We start from the raw sequence: 20480 nt of genomic DNA on the forward strand, positions 1-20480 counted from the left end.
AGCGTGCGCTCCAGCGCCACGTAATAGCCGGCGACCATGGGAAAGCAGTTCAGCGACAGGATGTCGCCGCGCCGGATCTTGCGCGAGGTGACGGGGTTGTGGGCGCCGTCGGTGTTGATGCCGGACTGGAACCAGGTCCAGCTGTCCAGCAATTCGGCATGCGGCCAGGTCCTGGCGATCTCGCGCACCATGGCGGCGGTGGAATGCAGCGCCACCTCGTGCTCGGGGGTGCCGACGGCGGCGGCCTCGAGGCAGGCGGCGCCGCCCAGGTCGGCGATGCGGGCCATCTCGGCGATATGGGCGATCTCCTCGGCGGACTTGACCATGCGCAGCCGCATGGCGGGGGCGGCGATGTCGGCGAACTCGACGCCGGGGAATTCGGATTTCAGCAGGGCGAGCAGGTCGATGCTGACATGGTCGAACTCGATGCCGATGCGTTTGGCGCTGCCGGCGATCTGGCGGATGGCATGAAAATAATTGTCCTTCTGCCAGTCGGTATAGGTGATGTTTCCGCCGAAGCTGCGGCGCCATGGCTGGCCGCCGTCGATGCCGGCGCTGATGGTGGTGGCCTTGTCGTGGTCGATGAGCAGGCCGTAGCGGCGGCCGAACTGGCAATAGAGGAAATCGGCGTAATAGTTGATGTTGTGATAGGAGGTGAACAGCGCCGCATCGACGCCCGCCTGCGCCATATGCGCGCGAATGCCGTCCTGGCGGCGCTGCATCTCGGAGGCCGAGAAGGTCGGGACCGCCTTCTCGCCATTGCCGATGAAACTCTGAAGCCGGTCGCGTTGCATGGGATTTCCCTTTCGTCCTTTGGGGTTCGGATGGCGGCAGGATCGGGCCGGGACGGGCCCTTGTCAAAAGACGGTTTCTCATGGTTCACTTGAGAAAATCTCAAATGGTTGAGGAATCCCATGTCGCTTTTGCCGCTCAATGCCCTGCGCGCCTTCGAGGCCGTCGCCCGGCTGAAAAGCTTCAAGGAGGCGGCCAAGGCGCTGTTCGTCACCCAGTCGGCGGTCAGCCATCAGGTCCGCCATCTTGAGGAATTCCTGGGCGTAGCGCTGTTCGACCGCTCGGGGGCGCGGCCCGAGATCCTGCCGCGCGGGCAGGAGCTTGCGCGCACGCTGAGCCTGTCGCTGGCCGAGATCGAGGCGGCCTGCAAGCGGGTGCGCCGGGCCGGCGAGGCGCAGCCGCTGGTGATCGCCGCCATCCCGTCGGTGGCGATCTGCTGGCTGATTCCGCGGCTTTCCCGCTTTCGCCAGGCGCATCCCGATGTGGCGCTGCGGGTGGTCTATGCCATTCACGGGCAGGAGATCGACTTTCGCGGCACGCATTTCGCCTTCGTCTTCGCCGACAGCCCGCCGGTTTTGCCCGGCGTGCGGGTGCTGGCCTTTCTGCCGGGCGAAAGCGCGCCGGTCTGCAACCCCTCGCTGCTGCCCGCCTTGGGCGAGGGGCCGCCCTCGGCCGCCGGCATCAAGGCGGCGGGGTTGCTTTACGATACCGACACATCCGCCTGGCACGCCTGGTTTGCGCGCGTCGGCAGCGGCATCGAGCCGGGCGAGGCCGGGCCGGTTTTCGAGGATTTCAACCTGCTGCGCGCCGCCGCGCTGGCCGGGCAGGGCGTGGCGCTGTGTCCGCTGGCGATGATCCAGGACGATCTGGACGCCGGCCGGCTGGTGCAACTGTCGCCGGTCACCGTGCTGGAGAATTACGGCTATTATCTGCTTGCCAGCGATCCTCCGCCCGCCGACCTCGCCGAGAACGCCCAGGCCTTCCAGGACTGGGCGTTTCGGGAACGGGACGGCGAGGGCGCCTGATCCGGGTCAGGACCGCGCCGTTTCGCGTGGCGCGACCGGGTTCAGCAGATACGAGAAATCCGGTCGCCGCGCCAGCACGTCGGCCAGGCTGTAGCCGTCCAGAACCGCCATGAAGCCCGCCATCGCCTCGTCCAGCACCGAGGTCAGCCCGCAGGCTGGCGCGATGATGCAATTGCCGCAGCCGACCAGGTCGAAATCGTCCTCGGTATGGCGCACAAGCGCGCCGATATTGATCTCGGCCGGCGGCCGCGCCAGCCGGATGCCGCCGTTGCGGCCGCGCAGGCTGGCCAGGAAGCCCGCGTTCACCAGATCGTTGATGACCTTCATCAAATGGTTCTGCGAGATGCCGTAGGCCTGCGCGATCTCGCCGATCGGGCACAGCCGCTCGGGCTCTCGGCCCAGATACAGCAGCACGCGCATGGCGTAATCGGTATAGCGCGTCAGGCGCATCGCGGTCTCCGATAAAACATGCATCCTGATTGCATGTTTCTGGCGGCAAGGATAGATGTATCCAGAATACATGTTTTTGAGTCGCGGCCGGGAACCCTGCCGCGCAACCTTGCAGGAGAAGCCGAATGCCGCAGCCCTTGAGCGCGCAGACCATTGCGCTGGTCAAAGCCACCGTCCCCGCGATCGAGGCTCATGGTCTTGATATCGTGCGTGAAATGTATGCGCGCATGTTCCAGAACCCGGAAATCCGCGACCTGTTCAACCAGTCGCATCAGGACGGGGCCGAGGCGCAGCCGCGCGCGCTGACCGGAGCGATCCTGGCTTATGCAAACAATATCGACAATGTGACGGCGCTGGTCCCGGCGGTCGAGCGTATCGCCCAGAAGCATGTCGGCCTGCAGATCCTGCCCGAACATTACCCCCATGTCGCCGAGGCGCTGCTGGGCGCGATCCGGGCGGTGCTGGGCGACGCCGCCACCGACGAGGTTCTGGAGGCCTGGGGCGAGGCTTATTGGTTCCTCGCCAACATCCTGATCGCGCGTGAGCGGCGGATCTACGACGAACAGCAGGCCAGCGAGGGCGGCTGGAACGGCTGGCGCGCGTTCCGCATCGACGAGGTGATCCGCGAAAGCAGCACCATCGCCTCTTTCGTGCTGCGCCCGGTCGATGGCGGGCCGGTGATGGCCCACAAGCCGGGCCAGTATCTGACCTTCTGGCTGGAGATCCCCGGCCATGCCCCGGCCAAGCGCAACTATTCGATCTCGGCCGCGCCGAATGGCCGGACCTATCGCATCTCGGTCAAGCGCGAGCCGCAGGGGCTGGCCTCGGGCTGGCTGCATGAGCAGGCGCCGGGGGCGGTGCTGAAGATTGCCGCGCCGGCGGGCGAGTTCTTCCTGGCCGAGCGACCCGAGCGGCCGGTGGTGCTGCTGTCCGGGGGCGTGGGGCTGACGCCGATGGTCGCGATGCTGGAGGCGCTGGTGCAGTCCGGCGCGCAGGTTCCGGTGCATTACATCCACGGCACGCATGACCGCGACACCCATGCGATGCGCGCCCATGTCCGCGCGCTGGCCGAGGGGCAGCCGCAGATCCGTGTCACCGATTTCCACCAGACCCCGCTGGCGGACGAGGTCGCCGGCCGCGACTACGACCATGCCGGGCTGATCACCGAGGAATGGCTGCTGGCCAATACGCCGGCGGGCGAGGCAGATTACTATATCTGCGGCCCGCGCCCCTTCCTGCGCGCGGCGGTCGCGGCGCTGTCGCTGGCGGGCGTGCCTTCGGACCGGATCCATTACGAATTCTTCGGTCCGGCCGACGAATTGCTGGCGGCCTGAGGCGGGGCGCGTCATGGACGATCTTGCCCTGGCGCGGATCGTCCATGTCGTCGCCGTCCTGTTCTGGATCGGCGGCGTGGCCTTCGTCACCACGGTTCTGATCCCCGCCGTCGCCGCCGCCTTCCCTGCGGCAGAGCGGCTGCGCTTCTTTCACCGCATCGAGGGCCGGTTCGCCCCGCAGGCCCGGCTTTGGGTGCTGCTGGCCGGGGCCAGCGGCTTCTGGATGGTCTGGCGCGGCGACATGTGGCACCGCTTCGCCGAGATGCGGTCCTGGTGGATGCATGCCATGCTGGCGGTCTGGCTGGCCTTTTCGGTCATGCTCTACCTGATCGAGCCGCTGTTCCTGCATCGCCGCATGCGCCGGTCGTGCGATCCGGGGCGCGATTTCGTGCGGTTGGCGCGGATGCATCGCATTCTGCTGGCGCTGTCGGTGGTGGCAGTGGTCGGCGCGGTCGGCGGCAGTCACGGGCTGTTCTAGCGCGGCCTTCATGCCGGTGCGTTGCCCGGCGCCTTCGCGCCATGGCCGCAGGCGCTGCAAATCCCGCGGGCTCCCCCGCACGAGACGCCGGAAGCGGCGCGGATCGGGGGGAACCGTGCGGGCAGGGGCTTGGCAGCCCGCCGCGCATTGTGGCAATGCGAAAGCTGACGCGCGGTCCGCCGGCCGGGCGAAGCATTCGGGAAAGGTATCGTGCCGCAATCCGTTGCCGAAGACAGCGAGCGCTATATCGCGCGGGGCATCGCCCATGTGAAGCTTTCGACGCCGCCCCGGGCGCCGATCACGATCTCTTTCGTGCTGATGCCGCGTTTCACCATGCTGGCCTTCACCTCGGCGATCGAGCCCTTGCGCGTGGCCAACCAGCTGACCGAGAGGCTGCTGTTCAAATGGCGTATCCACAGCGAGACGGGTGCGCCGATCGCCTGCTCGAACGGGGTGCCGCTGGTGCCGGACGCGCCGCTGTCCGAGGCGCCCGCCTCGGACTATGTGCTGGTCTGCGGCGGGGTCGAGCCGGATGCGGGATGCAGCGCCGAACTGACCGACTGGATCCGCAAGCAATGGCGCCATGGCGGCACGGTGGGCGGGCTTTGCACCGGCGCCTATGCCCTGGCCCGCGCCGGCATCCTCAACGGCCGTCGCTTTACCCTGCATTGGGAGAACCTTCCGAACTTCACCGAGAAATATCCCGACCTCGCGCCCGAGCGGCGCATCTTCTGTATCGACGAGCGCATCGTCACCTGTGCCGGCGGCGTCGCCTCGGCCGAGCTGGCGCTGAAGCTGATCGAGGATTACTACGGCGCCGAACTCGGCCAGGCGGTGATGAACATGTGCCTGCTGGGCCAGATCCGGCGCGGCGAGGAAGAGCAGCTCAGCTCGCTTTCCGTCCGGCTGGGCACGCGCAACGACCACCTGATCCGCGCGGTGGCCTATATCGAGGCCCATGTCGAGGACGAGGTCGATCTGGGAGAATGCGCCAGCCACCTGGGCATCTCGCGCCGCCAGCTGGAGCGGCTGTTCCAGCGCTACCTCGACACGACGCCGCTGCAATATCTCAACAAGGTGCGGCTGCAGCATGCCCGCTCTCTGCTGACCGAGACCAATCTCAGCGTCATGCAGGTGGCGGTGGCCTGCGGCTTTGGTTCATCCTCGTATTTCTCCAAGGTGTTTCGGGGGCAATACGGCGTCTCGCCCTACAAGTTCTCGCTGACCCGCAAGCGCACGGGGGAATGAGGCACCGATCCGCATGCCTGCCCGGATAGCGGGCACTTGCCCCCAAACGCGTCCCCTGCCAAGCTGCGAGGCAGGGAGAACGCGCAAATGGACGGACAGGGGAACGGCCGCAAACCGCTGGATACGGCGGAGATCGGGGCGCTGGCGCATCTTTATCGGGCAGAGATCTATCGCTCGACCATCTGGCGAACACGGCTCGACACCACCACCAACTGGTCGGTGGTGACGCTGGGGGTGGCGCTGTCGATCACCTTTTCCTCGCCCCAGGCCTCGCCTCTGCCGCTGGTGCTGGTCGGCATCCTCATCATCTTCTTCCTGATGCTGGAGGCGCGGCGCTATCGCTATTTCAACGTCTGGCGCGCACGCTGCCGCTGGATGGAGCTGAACTTCATGGCGCCGATGCTGAACGACGGCGACTTGCGGATGGATACCGGCTGGCAGGACAGGCTGGCCGAGGATTACCGCCGCCCCGCCTATCACGTCAGCCTGCGCACCGCCATCGGCCGGCGCATCCGGCGCAACTACTTCTGGATCCTGCTGATCCAGACCGCCGCTTATCTGGGCAAGCTGGCGGTGCATCCGGCCGCGCTGCAATCCTTTGGCGAATTGCTGGAGCGCGCCGCCGTCGGGCCGATCCCGGGCTGGCTGGTGCTGGGGGTGGGCCTGCTTTACTGCTTCAGTTGGGGCGCCATCGCGCTGTGGAGCCTGCGCGAGGATCGCAAGCGGGCGCGCTGGCGCCGCGATCCTCTCGGCATGGGGTAAAACGCTTTTGCGGGGCATTGCAATCCTGACGTGATTCCATCACGCTTACCCTCATATGGATGAGGGAAGACATGCCGGGACGCCCGACGCCCGACGATCGAGGATGTGGCCAAGGCGGCCGGAGTCAGCGTGGCGACGGTCGACCGCGTGCTGAACGGCCGTGCCAGGGTGCGTGAGAAAACCGCGCGCAAGGTTTCCGAAGCCGCCGAGGCGGTCGGCTATCACGCGGCGCCGGCGATCCGGGCGCGGGCGCTGGCGCATGTGCCGGAACTGCATCTGGGCATCGTTCTGCAAAAGGAACGCCACGCCTTCTATCAGGATTTCGCCGCACGCATCCAGGAGGCCGCGCGCCAGGATCCGCTGCGCCGCTGGCGGCTGACCATCCGGTTTTCGCCCGGCCAGTCGCCGGCCGATTTCGCCGAAACCATCGCCGGCATGGCCGGCAAGGTGCAGGCCGTGGCGGCGACCGGCATCGACCATCACGACGTGACCTCGGCCGTCGCCATGCTGCGCGGGCGCGGCGTTCCGGTGTTTTCGCTGCTGTCCGATTTCGCCGCCGGCGTGCGCGAGGCTTATCTGGGCACCAACAATCTCAAGACCGGGCGCACCGCCGCCTGGCTGATGCATCGCATCATGCGCCGTCCGGGCAAGCTGGCGCTGTTCATCGGCGGCCATCGTTTTCACGGCCACGACCTGCGCGAGGCCGGGTTTCGCAGCTATTTCCGCGAATACGCGCCCGAGATCGCCTTTCTGGACACGATGATCAACCTCGAAACCCGGCAACTGACCTATGAGACCACGCTGGAGATCGCCGCCCGCCACCCCGACCTTGCCGGCATCTATTGTGCCGGCGGCGGCATGGAGGGCGCCATCGCCGCGATCCAGGAATTGCACCTGGGCGGCAAGGTGGCGCTGATCGTGAACGAACTGACGCCGGAATCCCGCCAGGGGCTGATGCAGGGCATCGTCTCGGTGGTGCTGGCGACGCCCTTGCAGCCGCTGGCGGCGGATCTGCTGAGCGCCGTCGCGCATGTGCTGGAACATGGCATGGCGGAGAATCCCGGCCAGCGTTTCGTCACCTCTCTGGTCGTGACGCCCGAAAGCCTGTGATCGGCCGGAATGATGGAAAGCCATCATTATTGACCATCTTTCTATCATTCATGATGGATAAAACCTCTCAAAGAGTTTGACGGGAATCGCTTTCTGGCAGAAGTCTCTCCCCACGGTCCGCGCTCGGGAGTCGCGGTCCGGTGGCAGGGCGCAGGGCCGGTATCGGACATGCCGGCCGCCTTGTGCGGGCCCTGGGTGCCTGCGGAACCGATTGGGGAGGATGACGAGAATGAAAGCATTTCTGCTGACGACCGCCTGTGCCGTCACGGTCTCGGGCGCGGCCATGGCCGAGAATATCGGCGTGAGCATGGCGCTGTTCGACGACAATTTCCTGACCGTGCTGCGCAACGGCATGCAGGAGCATGCGGCATCGCTGGACGGCGTGACGATCCAGATCGACGATGCGCAGAACGACGTCGGCAAGCAGCTGAACCAGATCGAGAACTTCGTCGCCTCGGGCGTCGATGCGATCATCGTGAACCCGGTCGATACCGACGCCACCATCGCCATGAGCGCGGCGGCGCAGAACGCCGGCATCCCGATGGTCTTTGTCAACCGCCAGCCGGTGAACCTGGACAGCCTGCCCGAGAAGCAGGCCTTCGTCGCCTCGGACGAAAAGGAATCCGGCACGCTGGAGACGCAGGAGATCTGCCGCCTGCTCAAGGAACAGGGCAAGACCGAGGCCCGGGCCGTGGTGCTGATGGGCGAGCTGTCGAACCAGGCGGCGCGGATGCGCACGCAGGACATCAAGGACGTGCTGGCCACGCCGGAATGCGGCTTCATCAGCATCGTCCAGGAGCAGACAGCGAACTGGTCGCGCACCCAGGGCGCCGACCTGGTCAGCAACTGGCTTTCGGCCGGGACCGAGTTCGACGCGGTGATCTCGAACAACGACGAGATGGCGATCGGCGCGATCCAGGCGCTGAAATCGGCGGGCCGCCCGATGGATGACGTGGTGATCGGCGGCATCGACGCGACGCAGGACGCGCTGGCGGCGATGAAGGCCGGCGATCTGGACGTGACGGTGTTTCAGGATGCGGCCGGGCAGGGCCACGGGGCGGTCGACACGGCGCTGAAGCTCGCCCGTGGCGAGACGGTCGAGCAAAAGGTCTATGTGCCCTTCCAACTCGTCACCCCCGAAAATCTGGACGAGTTCCTTTCCAGGAACTGATGCCGGCGGCGGGGTCGTCCCGGCCCCGCCCGATCAAGACGAAGGGGGAGACGATGCTTGACCGGACCAGCGCCTGGCATGGCGAATACATTCTGGAAGTCGACAACATCACCAAGGAATTCCCGGGCGTGAAGGCCCTGGACGGGGTGCAGCTGAAGATCCGCCCCGGCACCGTCCATGCGCTGATGGGCGAGAACGGCGCCGGGAAATCCACGCTGATGAAGATCATCGCCGGCGTCTATACGCCCGATGGCGGCGAGGTGCGCTTTGCCGGGCAGCCGCTGGATGTCAGGACGCCGCTCGACGCGCTGAACTCGGGCATCGCCATGATCCACCAGGAACTGAACCTGATGAACTGGATGACGGTGGCCGAGAACATCTGGATCCGGCGCGAGCCGCTGAACCGGCTGGGGCTGGTCGATCACGGCAGGATGCGGCAGATGACGGCCGAACTGCTGGGCCGGCTGAACATCCGCCTGGACCCCGACCAGCAGGTCGGCGAACTGACCGTGGCGCAAAAGCAGATGGTCGAGATCGCCAAGGCGGTTTCCTACAATTCCGACGTGCTGATCATGGACGAGCCGACCAGCGCCATCACCGAGGCCGAGGTCGAGCATCTGTTCGCCATCATCCGCGACCTGAAGTCGCGCGGCATCGGCATCGTCTACATCACCCACAAGATGAACGAGCTGTTCGAGATTGCCGACGAGTTCACCGTCTTTCGCGACGGCAAGTATGTCGGCACCCATCCCAGCGCCGACGTGACCCGCGACGACATCATCCGCATGATGGTCGGCCGCGAGATCACCGAGATGTTCCCCAAGATCGATTGCGAGATCGGCGAGACCGTGCTCGAGGTCAGGAACCTGACCCTGCCGGGCGTGTTCCACGACGTCAGCTTCCAGGTCCGCGCCGGCGAGATCCTGGGCATCGCCGGGCTGGTCGGCTCGAAGCGCTCGAACGTGGCCGAGGCGATCTTCGGCGTCCATCCCGCGCCCATCGGCGACATCCTGATCGACGGCCGGCATGTGCAGATCACCTGTCCCTCGGACGCCATGGGGCATGGCATGGCCTTCCTGACCGAGGACCGCAAGGAAAGCGGTTGCTTCCTGATCCTCGATTGCCTGGAAAACATCCAGTCGGCGCTGATCACCAGAAGCCATGTGAAAAACGGCTTCATCGACCTGCGGACCGTCGCCGCCAAGGCCGAGGAGATGGCCGCGACGCTGCGCATCAAGACACCCAGCCTGCGCGAGACGGTCGAGAACCTGTCGGGCGGCAACCAGCAGAAGCTGCTGATCGCTCGCTGGCTGCTGACCGAACCGCGCATCCTGATCCTGGACGAGCCCACCCGCGGCATCGACGTGGGCGCCAAGGCGGAAATCCACCGCCTGATCACCAAGCTGGCCGCGCAGGGCGTGGCCGTCATCATGATTTCCTCGGAAATGCCCGAGGTCTTGGGAATGAGCGACCGCATCATGGTCATGCACGAGGGCCATGTGTCGGGCTTTCTCGACCGGGCCGAGGCCGATCAGGTCAAGATCATGTCGCTGGCCGCCAAGTAACAGGGGAACCCCATGTCAGACGCAAGCATGGCCGCGGCACCGCGCCGCCACCGCCCGATGATGGCGGAACTCAACATCCTTCTGGTCCTGGTCGGCATCAGCCTGACCTTCGAGATCCTGGGCTGGATCATGCAGGGGCAGAGCTTCCTGGGCAACTGGCAACGGCTGTCCATCATGATCCTGCAGGTCTCGGTGGTGGGCATCATCGCCATCGGCGTGACCCAGGTCATCATCTCGGGCGGCATCGACCTGTCGTCGGGCTCGATCGTCGGCGCCACCGCCATGATCTCGATGAGCCTTGCGCAGGCCGCCGGCTACGAGCGGGCGATCTATCCCGACCTGACCGGGTTGCCGGTGGTGGTGCCGCTGCTGGCCGGGCTGCTTTTCGGGCTGCTCTGCGGCACGATCAACGGCGTGCTGATCGCCTATACCAGGATCCCCCCCTTCATCGCCACGCTGGGCATGATGGTGACGGCGCGGGGCTTTGCCAAATGGTATACCAAGGGCCAGCCGATCAGCTTTCCCTCGGACAGCTTCGCCGCGATCGGCAAGGGCATGATGCCGGTCTTCATCTTCCTGGTGGTGGCGCTGATCTTCCATGTCGCGCTGAAATACACCCGCTACGGCAAGTTCACCTATGCCATCGGCGCCAATCCGCAGGCCGCGCGCGTCTCGGGCATCAACGTCGAGCGCCAGCTGGTCAGGATCTATGCCATCGCCGGGCTTCTGTCGGCGCTGGCCGGGATCGTGGTCGCCGCCCGCGGCCTGACGGCGCAGGCCGGCATGGGCACCATGTACGAGCTGGACGCCATCGCCATGGCGGTGATCGGCGGCGTGTCCCTGACCGGCGGGCGCGGCTCGATCCTGGGGACGATGATCGGCATGGTGATCTTTGGCGTCATCATCTCGGGTTTCACCTTCCTGCGGCTCGACGCCTATTACCAGGAGATGATCAAGGGCGTGATCATCGTCGCCGCCGTGGTCGCCGATGTCTACCGCCAGAAAAAGCGCAAGAAGGCGTAAGGGGGCCGATGATGAAAGGCTTGACCGCAATGGCGCTGGTGCTGGGGCTTTCCGCCCCGGCCCTGGCCGGGGGCACCCGGATCGGGGTCAGCATGACCAGCTTCGACAATCCCTTCCTGACCATCCTGCTGAACGGCATCAAGCAGCAGGCGGCGCAGGATGGCGCCGAGCTGATCCTCGAGGACGCGCAGCTCGACGTCGCCCGCCAGCAGAACCAGGTGCAGAACTTCATCGCCAATGGCGTCGATGCGATCATCGTCAACGCCGTCGACGGCGCCGCCACTCCGGCGATGACGCAGATGGCGATCCAGGCCGGCGTGCCGCTGGTCTATGTCAACCACCCGCCGATCGGCCATGAGGCGCTGCCCAAGGGCACCAGCTTCGTCGGCTCGGACGAGGTGGAAAGCGGCACCATGCAGACGCGCGAGGTCTGCCGGATGCTGGGCGGCAAGGGCAACGTGATGGTGCTGATGGGGCCGCTGGAGAACGAGGCCTCGGCCATCCGCACCCGCGACATCGAAGAGGTGATCGCGACCCCGGAATGCTCGGGCATGACCATCGTCGACAGGCAGGTCGGCAACTGGAACCGCACCCAGGGGCAGGACATCACCACCAACTGGCTGAGCTCGGGCATCGCCTTCGACGCCATCATCTCGAACAATGACGAGATGGCCATCGGCGCCATCCAGTCGCTGAAGGCGGCGGGCGTGGCGATGGACAAGGTCGTCGTCGCCGGCATCGACGCGACGCCCGACGGCCTTTCGGCGATGCGGGCCGGCGACCTGGACGTCACCGTCTACCAGAACGCCACCCGTCAGGGCGAGGTCGCGGTCCAGACCGCCATCGCCATGGCGGGGGGCGAAACGCCCGAACGCAATATCTGGGTGCCCTTCGAGCCCGTCACCCCCGAGAACCTCTCGAACTACGAGTAAGCCCGATGACCGCAACGGAGAAATCCCTCGGTGTCGCCCTGATCGGCACCGGGTTCATGGGAAAGTGCCATGCGATGGCCTGGCGCAATCTTGCCACCGCATTCGGCGGCCTGCCGCCCCGGCTGGAGGTGCTGGCCGACACGCCCGCCCGCAAGGCCGCCGAACATGCCGCAGCCTTCGGCTTTGCCCGCGCCACCGATGACTGGCGCACGGCGGTCGGCGATCCGGCCGTCGACGTGGTCTCGATCGCCACGCCGAACGGCATGCATCGCGAGATGGCCGAGGCGGCGCTGGCGGCGGGCAAGCATGTCTGGCTGGAAAAGCCCATGGCGCTGACCGTCGCGGATGCCGAGGCGATGGAGGCCGCCGCCCGCGCCTCGGGCCGCGTCACCATCCTGGGCTACAACTACGCCCGCTCGCCCGCCTTCCGCGCCGCCGCCGAGATGGTGGCCGCGGGCGCCATCGGCCGGCCGATCCATTTCCGCGGCATCTATGACGAGGATTACATGGCCGATCCGCAGCTGCCCTGGAGTTGGCGGCTGACCCGTGCCGAAGGCGGGCTGGGCGCGCTGGGGGATCTGGGCTGCCATCTGGTCTCGGTCATGCTGGCGCTGATGGGGCCGGTGGCGCGGGTCCAGGCGCAGATGGACACGGTGATCGCCCGGCGTCCACATCAGGACGGCACGGCCCCGGTCGAGAACGAAGACCAGGCCCAGGCGCTGATCCGCTTTGCCTCGGGCGCCTCGGGCGAATTCTCCTGCTCGCGGGTGGCCCGCGGCTATCGCTGCCGCCTGGCATGGGAGGTGCAGGGCACCGAGGGTACGCTGCGCTTCGACCAGGAGCGGATGAACGAGCTTTGGCTCTACCGGCCCGGCCCGCCCGAGGCGGACGGTTTCCGCCGCATCCTGACCGGCCCGGCGCAGCCCGGCTTTGCCGCCTTCTGCCCGGCCGCCGGCCATAATTTCGGCTTCAACGAGCAGAAGGTGGTCGAGGCGGAAATGCTGCGCCAGGCCATCGCCGGCACCGCCCGCGCCTGGCCCGACTTCACTGACGGCCTGGTCATCGAACGCATCATCCACGGCATGGCCCGGTCCGCCGAGACCGGCCAGCCCGTCACCTTCTGAGGACGTCATGAAAATCGCCATCGACCCCTTCATGCACCGCCACCTGCCGCTGGAGCAGATCCCCGCCAAGGTCAGGGAACTCGGCTACGACTGGATCGAGCTGAGCCCGCGCGGCGACTTTCTGGAATGGTTCAAGGCGCCCCGCGTCTTTCCCGACCGCATCAAGGCGCTGAAGCAGGCGCTGCGCGAGGCCGAGGTCGGCATCGCCAGCCTGCTGCCGATGTATCGCTGGGCCAGCAATGACGAGACCGAGCGGCAGGCCGCCGTCAAGCACTGGAAGCGCGCCATCGAGATCGCGGTCGAGCTGGGCGTCGACACCATGAACAGCGAATTCGGCCGCGGCCCGCATCCCGACAAGGGCTCGTGCTACTGCTGCCACACCGGCTCGATGATCGAGGCTTGCGAGGACGCCTGGTGGCGCAGCATGGAAGAGCTGGTGCCGATCTTCGAGCGCGAGGGCATCAACCTGCATGTCGAGCCCCATCCCGAGGACTGGTGCGAGACGCTGCAGCCCGCGCTCGACATCATCCGCACGGTGAACTCGCCGCGGGTGAAGTTCCTCTATTGCGCGCCGCATACCTATTATTTCGGCGACGACACCCGGGCGATGCTGCGCGAGGCCGCCGACGTGCTGGCGCATGTCCATGTCGGCGACACCTTCAACCACAAGGCCAGCTCGGGCCTGCGCTATATCCTGAACCCTCCGGGCACGCAGGCGCGCATCCACCAGCATCTCGACATCGGCCAGGGCGAGGTGCCCTGGGACGACTTCTTCGGCACCCTGGCCGAGATCGGCTTCGACGGCATCATGACCGCCTGCGTCTTTGCCTGGGAGGACCGCGCCGACCAGTCCGGCAAATTCATGCGCAACGAAATGCAGCGCTACATCGACACCTATTGGAGCAAATGAGCATGACCCTGAAGATCGGAGTGATCGGCACCGGCGCCATCGGCCAGGACCATACCCGGCGCATCAACCAGGTCCTGGCCGGCGCCAGGGTCGCGGCGCTGAACGACGTGAACCGTGCCAATGCCGAGGCCTGCCAGCGCGACCATGCCCCCGAGGCGCGGATCTTCGACGACCCGCATGCGCTGATCCGCGATGCCGAGGTGGATGCGATCCTCGTCTGTTCCTGGGGCCAGACGCATGAGGAATACGTGCTGGCCGCCATCGCCGCCGGCAAGCCGTGCTTTTGCGAAAAGCCGCTGGCCACCACCGCCGAAGGCGCGCGCCGCATCGTCGAGGCCGAAGAAGCGGCCGGCAAGCGGCTGGTGCAGGTCGGCTTCATGCGCCGCTACGATCCGGGCTATGTCGCGCTGAAAAAGGCGGTGGCCGAGGTGACCGGCGCGCCGCTGATGGTGCATGCCGCGCATCGCAATCCGCGGGTGGGCGAGAACTACCTGACCCCGATGGCGATCCACGACACGCTGATCCACGAGATCGACGTGCTGCGCTGGCTGCTCGACGACGACTATGTCGGCGCCCGGGTGCTCTTCCCGCGCAAGTCGCCGCGCGCCCATGAAAAGCTGCGCGACCCGCAGGTGGTGGTGCTGGAGACTGCCCGGGGCGTGGTGATCGATGTCGAGGTCTTTGTGAACTGCCATTACGGCTACGACATCCAGTGCGAGATCGTGGGCGAGGACGGCATCGCCCGGCTGCCCGAGCCGATGGGCATCCAGACCCGTTCGGGCGCGGTGCTTGGCCAGCCGATCCTGATGGACTGGAAGGACCGCTTCATCGACAGCTACGACTATGAACTGGCCGATTTCCTGAAGGCCGCCGCCAGGGGCACCGCCGCCGGCCCGACCGCCTGGGACGGCTATGTCGCCGCGGTCACCGCCGATGCCTGCGTTGCCGCGCAGGAAGCCGGGGGCGAGTCCGTCGCGATCGAACTGCCCGCCCGTCCCGCCCTTTACGCCTGAGGTTCGCCATGCGCTTTGCCCTGAACCATATCGTCGCCCCGCGCCTGCTGCTGGCCGAGTTCCTTGCCCTGGCCCGCCGCCTCGACTGCACCGAGGTCGAGATCCGCAACGACCTGCCCGACGTGACCGGGCTGGCCCCGGCCGAGGTCGCCCGCATGGCTGCCGATGCCGGCGTGGCCATCCTGTCGGTCAACGCGCTCTATCCCTTCAACCGATGGAGCGAGGATCTGGCCGGCCGCGCCGAGCGCCTGGCGGATTTCGCCGCCGGGGCAGGGGCGCAGGCGCTGGTGCTGTGCCCGCTGAACGACGGCACCGAGATCGCCCATTCCCAGACGGTAGCGGCGCTGGACAGGCTGCGCGCCATCCTGCAGCCGCGCGGGCTGACCGGGCTGGTCGAGCCGCTGGGCTTCCCGCAAAGCTCGCTGCGCCGCAAGGCCGAGGCCGTCGCCGCCATCACCGAGGCGGGCGGCTTCGACGCCTTCCGCCTGCTGCACGACACGTTCCACCACCATCTGGCGGGCGAAACCGCGTTCTTCCCGCATCGCACCGGGCTGGTGCATGTCTCGGGCGTGACCGATCCGTCGCTGGCGGTCGCCGAGATGCTGGACGGCCATCGGCTGCTGGTCGATGCCGGCGACCGGCTGGAGAACCTGGCGCAGTTGCGCGCGCTTTTGGCCGACGGCTATGACGGGCCGGTCAGCTTCGAGCCTTTCGCGCCCGAGGTTCATGCGCTGGACGATATCGAACCCGCGTTGCGCGCCAGCATGGACCACCTGCGCGCCGCCCTGTCGGAACCCGTGGAGGGCTGAGGGATGAGCAGGACGTTGGACGTCATCACCATCGGCCGCTCTTCGGTCGACCTTTACGGCGCGCAGATCGGGGGCCGGCTCGAAGACATGCGGTCCTTCAGCAAATATGTCGGCGGCTCGCCCACCAACATGGCCTGCGGCACGGCGCGGCTGGGGCTGCGCTCGGCACTGATCACCCGGGTGGGCGACGAGCATATGGGCCGCTTCCTGCGCGAGGAACTGGCGCGCGAGGGTGTCGATGTGCGCGGCGTCGCGACCGACCCCGAACGGCTGACGGCGCTTGTCCTGCTGGGCATTCGCGACGAGGACAGCTTTCCGCTGATCTTCTATCGCGAGAATTGCGCCGACATGGCGCTGTGCGAGGATGACATCGATGAGGGGCTGATCGCCGAAGCGCGCTCCGTGGTCGCCACCGGCACGCATCTGAGCCATCCGCGCACCGAGGCGGCGGTCCTCAAGGCGCTGCGCCTGGCGCGCGAAGCGGGGGGGCAGACGGCGCTGGACATCGACTATCGCCCCAACCTCTGGGGGCTCTCCGGCCATGGCGACGGCGAGAACCGCTTTATCGCCAGCGACAGCGTGACGGCCAAGCTGCAGGCGCATCTGCCGCTTTTCGACCTGATCGTCGGCACCGAGGAAGAGTTCCATATCGCCGGCGGCTCGACCGACACGCTTGCGGCGCTGCGGGCCGTCCGCGCCCTGACGCCTGCGGTGCTGGTCTGCAAGCGCGGCGCGGCGGGTGCGGTGGCCTTTACCGGCGCCGTCGAGGGCTGGGACAGCGGCGAGACCGGGCCGGGCTTCCCGATCGAGGTCTTCAACGTGCTGGGTGCCGGCGACGGCTTCATGTCCGGGCTGCTCAAGGGCTGGCTCGACGGCGAGCCCTGGCCCCGGGCGCTGGAATACGCCAATGCCTGCGGCGCCTTTGCCGTCAGCCGGCATGGCTGCACGCCCGCCTATCCCTCGCTGGCCGAGCTGGAGTTCTTTCTCAAGCGCGGCATCCGCGAGCGGGCGCTGCGCAAGGATGCCGAGCTTGAGCGCATCCACCGCGCCACCAACCTGCATCCGCTGCAAGGCGACATCCGCGCCTTTGCCTTCGATCACCGCATCCAGTTGGAAGAGATGCAGGGCGCGACGCCCGAGCGGATCGGCGCCTTCAAGCGGCTGTGCCTGAAGGCCGCGCTGGCGGTGCAGGACGGCCGCCCGGGCCATGGCATCCTCTGCGACGACCGGCTGGGACGGGCGGCGCTGCATGCCGCGGCCGGCACCGGGCTCTGGGTCGGGCGGCCCTGCGAATGGCCGGGCTCGCGTCCCCTGCGGCTGGAGCCGGAGCTGGGCGCGGCCTGCGAGGGGCTGATGGAATGGCCGGCGGGGCAGGCGGTCAAGGTGCTGTGCTTCTGCCATCCCGGCGACGACGCGGCGACGCGCGCGGACCAGGAGGCGACCGTCACCCGGCTTTATCAGGCGGCGCGGGCCAATGACCTGGAATTCCTGCTGGAGATCATCCCCTCCAAGGTCGGGCCGGTGGATGACGGGACCACGGCGGCGCTGATCCGGCGCTGGTACGAGATCGGCGTCTATCCCGACTGGTGGAAGCTGGAACCGCTGCAATCCGATGCCGCCTGGCATCAGGCGGTGGAGGCGATCCGGGCGCATGATCCCTGGCTGCGCGGCATCGTCGTGCTGGGGCTGGACGCGCCCGAGGCCGAACTGGCGGCCAGTTTCGAAAAGGCGGCGCGGCACGACCTGGTCAGGGGCTTTGCCGTCGGCCGGACAATCTTCGGCGATGTGGCGCGCGACTGGCTCGCCGGGCGCCGCACCGACGACGAGGCCGTGGCCGAGATGGGCCGGCGCTATGGCCGCCTTTGCGCGCTTTGGGACCGGGCCCGCGCGGCCGCGAAGGTGGCGGCATGAGCGGGGCGGGCCGGTTCACCCCGGAAGATCGGGGCAAATGGGACATCGGCGCCGATGCGCGCCAAGGAGGCAAGGCATGAGCGGGACGATCCGGTTGACCGCCGCGCAGGCGATGATGCGCTGGCTGTCGGTGCAGATGACCGAGGAGGGCGAGCGTTTCATCGAGGCGGTCTGGGCGATTTTCGGCCACGGCAATGTCGCGGGCATCGGCGAGGCGCTGCATGGCATCGGCGACGCCCTGCCGACGCTGCGCGGCCAGAACGAGCAGACCATGGCCCATGCCGCCATCGCCTGGACCAAGACCAGAAAGCGCCGCCGTGCCATGGCGGTGACAAGCTCCATCGGGCCGGGGGCGACCAACATGGTGACCGCCGCCGCGCTGGCGCATGTGAACCGCCTGCCGCTGCTGCTGATCCCGGGCGATGTCTTTGCCAACCGCCGTCCCGACCCGGTCCTGCAGCAGATCGAGGATTTCGGCGACGGCACGGTCAGCGCCAATGACTGCTTCCGCCCGGTGAGCCGCTATTTCGACCGCATCTCGCGGCCCGAGCATCTGCTGACGGCGCTGCCGCGCGCCATGCAGGTGATGACCGATCCGGCGAATTGCGGGCCGGTGACGCTGGCCTTCTGCCAGGACGTGCAGGCCGAGGCTTACGACTGGCCCGAAGCGTTCTTTGCGCCCAAGGTCTGGCGCATCCGCCGTCCCGAGCCGGATGCCGCCGAACTGGCCGAGGTCGTCGCACTGATCCGAAAGGCCGAGCGGCCTGTGATCGTCTCGGGCGGCGGCGTGATCTATTCCGGGGCCGAAGCCACGCTGCTGGATTTCGCCAGGCACCACCGCATTCCCGTGGTCGAGACCCAGGCCGGCAAGGGCGCCATCGACTGGCGCGAGGAGTTGAACCTCGGCTCACCCGGCGTCACCGGCACCGATGCCGGCAATGCCGCCTGCGCGCGGGCCGACCTGATCATCGGCGTCGGCACGCGGTTCCAGGACTTCACCACCGGCTCCTGGACGGCTTTCGCCAATCCGGCGCGGCGGCTGGTCTCGATCAACCTCACGGGCTATGACGCGGCCAAGCACGGCGCGGTGCCGCTGGTCGCGGATGCCCGGGTGGCGCTGGAGCGGATCGGTGCCGCACTTGGCGCGCATCGCTTTGCCGAACCCGACGCGGCGCCGCGCGCCGACTGGTTCGCGCTGGCCGACAAGGCCATGGCGGCGCCGAACCATGACGGGCTGCCCTCGGATGCGCAGGTGATCGGCGCGGTGCAGCGCGTCGCCGGCGAGAATACCGTGGTGATGTGCGCGGCCGGGACCATGCCCGGCGCCTTGCAGGTGCTGTGGCGCGCGAGCCCCGGCGGCTATCACATGGAATACGGCTACAGCTGCATGGGCTACGAGGTCGCCGGCGCGCTTGGCATCGCCATGGCCCGACCCGAGGCCGAGGTGATCTGCATGGTCGGCGACGGCAGCTACATGATGGCCAATAGCGAGCTGGCGACGGCCGTCATGCTGAAGGTGCCCTTCACCGTCGTGCTGACCGACAACCGCGGCTATGGCTGCATCAACCGGCTGCAGCAGGAATGCGGCGGCGAGGAATTCAACAACATGTATGCCAGCTCGAACGTGGTCGAAGAGCCGCAGATCGACTTCGTCGCCCATGCCGCCAGCATGGGGGCGCATGCCGAGAAGGTTTCGGACATCGCCGCGCTGGAGGCCGCGATCCGTGCCGCGCGTGGCCGCGACATCCCCAGCGTCGTCGTCATCGACACCGAGGCCCTGACCGGGGCCGGCATCGGCGGCGGCTGGTGGGACGTCGCCGTGCCCCAGACCGGCCAGGGCGACAAGCTGGGCGCCGCCCGCGAAAGATATGAAACCTGGATGCAAAAACAGCAGCTTGTCAATTGAGGCTCGAAAGAATGATCCTTTTCGGAACCAATCCCATCGCCTGGGCCAATGATGACGACCAGTCCATCGGCGCCCATATCCCGACCGAGCAGATCCTGCACGAGGCTGGCGAGGTCATCGGCTTCGACGGTATCGAGAACGGCCATCGCTGGCCCTCGGACCCGCAGCAGCTCAAGGACCTGCTGGGCCGCTATGGGCTGAAATTCGTCTCGGGCTGGTATTCCACCGCGCTGCTGACCCGCTCGGTCGAGGAAGAGATCGCGGCGGTGCAGGAGCATCTGGCCAGGCTCGAGGCCAATGGCTGCAAGGTCTGCATCGCCTGCGAATGCTCGAATACCGTGCATGGCCGGCCCGACGTTCCGGTCAACGCCCGCCCGCGCCTGACGGCCGAGGACATGGCGGAATTCGGCCGCAAGATGGAGGAATTCGCGCAATACCTGGCAAGCCGGGGCGTGACGCTGGCCTATCACCACCACATGGGCACCGTGGTCGAAAGCCCCGAGGAGATCGACGCCTTCATGGCCGCGACCGGACCGGCGACGCAACTGCTGTTCGACACCGGGCATTGCACCTTCGGCGGCGGCGACCCCGAGGCGGTGCTGAAAAGGCATGTCGGCCGCGTCGCGCATTTCCACGCCAAGAACATCCGCCGCGCCGTGACGGACGAGGTGCGCGCCAAGGGCATGAGCTTTCTTCAGGGCGTGCTGGCCGGGGCCTTTACCGTGCCGGGCGACCCCGAAGGCGCCATCGACTTCCAGCCGCTGCTGAAGATCCTGGCCGATGCCGGCTACGACGGCTGGCTGGTGATCGAGGCCGAGCAGGACCCGGACCGGCGCAACCCGCTGGAATACCAATCCCTGGGCCTGAAATCGCTCAAGGACATGGCGCGTGCCGCCGGGCTGCACTAGGCTGGTGCC

At 67.3% G+C, this 20480-nt stretch carries 19 protein-coding genes; 17 read left to right on the top strand and 2 right to left on the bottom strand.

Annotated features, from left to right (window positions below; genetic code table 11):
* On the bottom strand, positions 1 to 794 hold a 794-nt coding region (locus tag BLT64_RS20940), incomplete at its 3' end, for an aminopeptidase P family protein (protein WP_175474419.1).
* A gap of 120 nt (positions 795 to 914) precedes the next feature.
* On the opposite strand from BLT64_RS20940, the gene BLT64_RS20945 reads away from it, so the two are divergent.
* The gene (locus BLT64_RS20945) at positions 915 to 1817 is read left to right on the top strand and encodes a LysR substrate-binding domain-containing protein (protein ID WP_011747986.1); all 903 of its coding nucleotides are present in this window, start codon (positions 915 to 917) and stop codon (positions 1815 to 1817) included.
* Positions 1818 to 1823: 6 nt separating this feature from the next.
* Here BLT64_RS20945 and BLT64_RS20950 read toward each other — a convergent pair whose 3' ends face one another.
* Positions 1824 to 2267 carry an RrF2 family transcriptional regulator gene (locus BLT64_RS20950; protein WP_011747985.1) on the bottom strand — a complete coding sequence of 148 codons (444 nt, stop codon included), beginning with the start codon at positions 2265 to 2267 and terminating at the stop codon, positions 1824 to 1826.
* Positions 2268 to 2392: 125 nt separating this feature from the next.
* On the opposite strand from BLT64_RS20950, the gene hmpA reads away from it, so the two are divergent.
* The 16 genes from hmpA to iolE all read left to right on the top strand — a co-directional run bounded on the left by hmpA (position 2393) and on the right by iolE (position 20471).
* Positions 2393 to 3601 carry an NO-inducible flavohemoprotein gene (gene hmpA / locus BLT64_RS20955; RefSeq protein ID WP_011747984.1) on the top strand — a complete coding sequence of 403 codons (1209 nt, stop codon included), beginning with the start codon at positions 2393 to 2395 and terminating at the stop codon, positions 3599 to 3601.
* A gap of 13 nt (positions 3602 to 3614) precedes the next feature.
* Complete coding sequence (locus BLT64_RS20960; RefSeq protein ID WP_011747983.1) at positions 3615 to 4079, top strand: hypothetical protein; 465 nt, start codon at positions 3615 to 3617, stop codon at positions 4077 to 4079.
* Positions 4080 to 4289: 210 nt separating this feature from the next.
* On the top strand, positions 4290 to 5327 hold the full coding sequence (locus BLT64_RS20965; protein WP_011747982.1) for a GlxA family transcriptional regulator: 1038 nt from the start codon (positions 4290 to 4292) through the stop codon (positions 5325 to 5327).
* 87 nt (positions 5328 to 5414) lie between these two features.
* Positions 5415 to 6089 (top strand): DUF2270 domain-containing protein, encoded by a 675-nt coding sequence (locus tag BLT64_RS20970; protein WP_011747981.1) that lies wholly within the window; start codon positions 5415 to 5417, stop codon positions 6087 to 6089.
* Between the two features lie 105 nt (positions 6090 to 6194).
* Positions 6195 to 7199 (top strand): LacI family DNA-binding transcriptional regulator, encoded by a 1005-nt coding sequence (locus BLT64_RS20975; protein WP_011747980.1) that lies wholly within the window; start codon positions 6195 to 6197, stop codon positions 7197 to 7199.
* A 229-nt stretch (positions 7200 to 7428) separates the two neighbouring features.
* Positions 7429 to 8370, top strand: coding sequence for a sugar ABC transporter substrate-binding protein (locus BLT64_RS20980; RefSeq protein ID WP_011747979.1), 942 nt, complete (start codon positions 7429 to 7431; stop codon positions 8368 to 8370).
* Positions 8371 to 8423: 53 nt separating this feature from the next.
* Complete coding sequence (locus tag BLT64_RS20985) at positions 8424 to 9935, top strand: sugar ABC transporter ATP-binding protein (protein WP_011747978.1); 1512 nt, start codon at positions 8424 to 8426, stop codon at positions 9933 to 9935.
* 12 nt (positions 9936 to 9947) lie between these two features.
* Positions 9948 to 10958 carry an ABC transporter permease gene (locus BLT64_RS20990; RefSeq protein WP_011747977.1) on the top strand — a complete coding sequence of 337 codons (1011 nt, stop codon included), beginning with the start codon at positions 9948 to 9950 and terminating at the stop codon, positions 10956 to 10958.
* Positions 10959 to 10969: 11 nt separating this feature from the next.
* A complete protein-coding gene (locus BLT64_RS20995) occupies positions 10970 to 11890 on the top strand; it encodes a sugar ABC transporter substrate-binding protein (RefSeq protein ID WP_011747976.1) in 921 nt (306 codons plus the stop codon).
* A gap of 5 nt (positions 11891 to 11895) precedes the next feature.
* On the top strand, positions 11896 to 13014 hold the full coding sequence (locus BLT64_RS21000) for a Gfo/Idh/MocA family protein (protein ID WP_011747975.1): 1119 nt from the start codon (positions 11896 to 11898) through the stop codon (positions 13012 to 13014).
* Positions 13015 to 13021: 7 nt separating this feature from the next.
* On the top strand, positions 13022 to 13924 hold the full coding sequence (locus tag BLT64_RS21005; RefSeq protein ID WP_011747974.1) for a sugar phosphate isomerase/epimerase family protein: 903 nt from the start codon (positions 13022 to 13024) through the stop codon (positions 13922 to 13924).
* A gap of 2 nt (positions 13925 to 13926) precedes the next feature.
* A complete protein-coding gene (locus BLT64_RS21010; protein WP_011747973.1) occupies positions 13927 to 14937 on the top strand; it encodes a Gfo/Idh/MocA family protein in 1011 nt (336 codons plus the stop codon).
* Between the two features lie 8 nt (positions 14938 to 14945).
* The gene (locus BLT64_RS21015; RefSeq protein ID WP_011747972.1) at positions 14946 to 15746 is read left to right on the top strand and encodes a TIM barrel protein; all 801 of its coding nucleotides are present in this window, start codon (positions 14946 to 14948) and stop codon (positions 15744 to 15746) included.
* Between the two features lie 3 nt (positions 15747 to 15749).
* Positions 15750 to 17657: a bifunctional 5-dehydro-2-deoxygluconokinase/5-dehydro-2-deoxyphosphogluconate aldolase gene (locus BLT64_RS21020; protein WP_011747971.1), complete on the top strand. Its 1908-nt coding sequence runs from the start codon at positions 15750 to 15752 to the stop codon at positions 17655 to 17657.
* 76 nt (positions 17658 to 17733) lie between these two features.
* Positions 17734 to 19563, top strand: coding sequence for a 3D-(3,5/4)-trihydroxycyclohexane-1,2-dione acylhydrolase (decyclizing) (gene iolD, locus BLT64_RS21025; protein WP_011747970.1), 1830 nt, complete (start codon positions 17734 to 17736; stop codon positions 19561 to 19563).
* An 11-nt stretch (positions 19564 to 19574) separates the two neighbouring features.
* Complete coding sequence (iolE, locus tag BLT64_RS21030; protein ID WP_011747969.1) at positions 19575 to 20471, top strand: myo-inosose-2 dehydratase; 897 nt, start codon at positions 19575 to 19577, stop codon at positions 20469 to 20471.
* Positions 20472 to 20480 lie beyond the last annotated feature (9 nt).

Origin of the sequence: Paracoccus denitrificans (assembly GCF_900100045.1) — a bacterium.
Taxonomy (GTDB): Bacteria; Pseudomonadota; Alphaproteobacteria; order Rhodobacterales; family Rhodobacteraceae; genus Paracoccus; species Paracoccus denitrificans.

Excerpts from the sequence above, each read along its gene's own strand:
- BLT64_RS20945 (WP_011747986.1), top strand. The coding sequence starts at position 915 with ATGTCGCTTTTGCCGCTCAATGCCCTGCGCGCCTTCGAGGCCGTCGCC.
- BLT64_RS20950 (WP_011747985.1), bottom strand. The coding sequence starts at position 2,267 with ATGCGCCTGACGCGCTATACCGATTACGCCATGCGCGTGCTGCTGTAT.
- hmpA (WP_011747984.1), top strand. The coding sequence starts at position 2,393 with ATGCCGCAGCCCTTGAGCGCGCAGACCATTGCGCTGGTCAAAGCCACC.
- BLT64_RS20960 (WP_011747983.1), top strand. The coding sequence starts at position 3,615 with ATGGACGATCTTGCCCTGGCGCGGATCGTCCATGTCGTCGCCGTCCTG.
- BLT64_RS20970 (WP_011747981.1), top strand. The coding sequence starts at position 5,415 with ATGGACGGACAGGGGAACGGCCGCAAACCGCTGGATACGGCGGAGATC.
- BLT64_RS20980 (WP_011747979.1), top strand. The coding sequence starts at position 7,429 with ATGAAAGCATTTCTGCTGACGACCGCCTGTGCCGTCACGGTCTCGGGC.
- BLT64_RS20985 (WP_011747978.1), top strand. The coding sequence starts at position 8,424 with ATGCTTGACCGGACCAGCGCCTGGCATGGCGAATACATTCTGGAAGTC.
- BLT64_RS20990 (WP_011747977.1), top strand. The coding sequence starts at position 9,948 with ATGTCAGACGCAAGCATGGCCGCGGCACCGCGCCGCCACCGCCCGATG.
- BLT64_RS20995 (WP_011747976.1), top strand. The coding sequence starts at position 10,970 with ATGAAAGGCTTGACCGCAATGGCGCTGGTGCTGGGGCTTTCCGCCCCG.
- BLT64_RS21000 (WP_011747975.1), top strand. The coding sequence starts at position 11,896 with ATGACCGCAACGGAGAAATCCCTCGGTGTCGCCCTGATCGGCACCGGG.
- BLT64_RS21005 (WP_011747974.1), top strand. The coding sequence starts at position 13,022 with ATGAAAATCGCCATCGACCCCTTCATGCACCGCCACCTGCCGCTGGAG.
- BLT64_RS21010 (WP_011747973.1), top strand. The coding sequence starts at position 13,927 with ATGACCCTGAAGATCGGAGTGATCGGCACCGGCGCCATCGGCCAGGAC.
- BLT64_RS21015 (WP_011747972.1), top strand. The coding sequence starts at position 14,946 with ATGCGCTTTGCCCTGAACCATATCGTCGCCCCGCGCCTGCTGCTGGCC.
- BLT64_RS21020 (WP_011747971.1), top strand. The coding sequence starts at position 15,750 with ATGAGCAGGACGTTGGACGTCATCACCATCGGCCGCTCTTCGGTCGAC.
- iolD (WP_011747970.1), top strand. The coding sequence starts at position 17,734 with ATGAGCGGGACGATCCGGTTGACCGCCGCGCAGGCGATGATGCGCTGG.
- iolE (WP_011747969.1), top strand. The coding sequence starts at position 19,575 with ATGATCCTTTTCGGAACCAATCCCATCGCCTGGGCCAATGATGACGAC.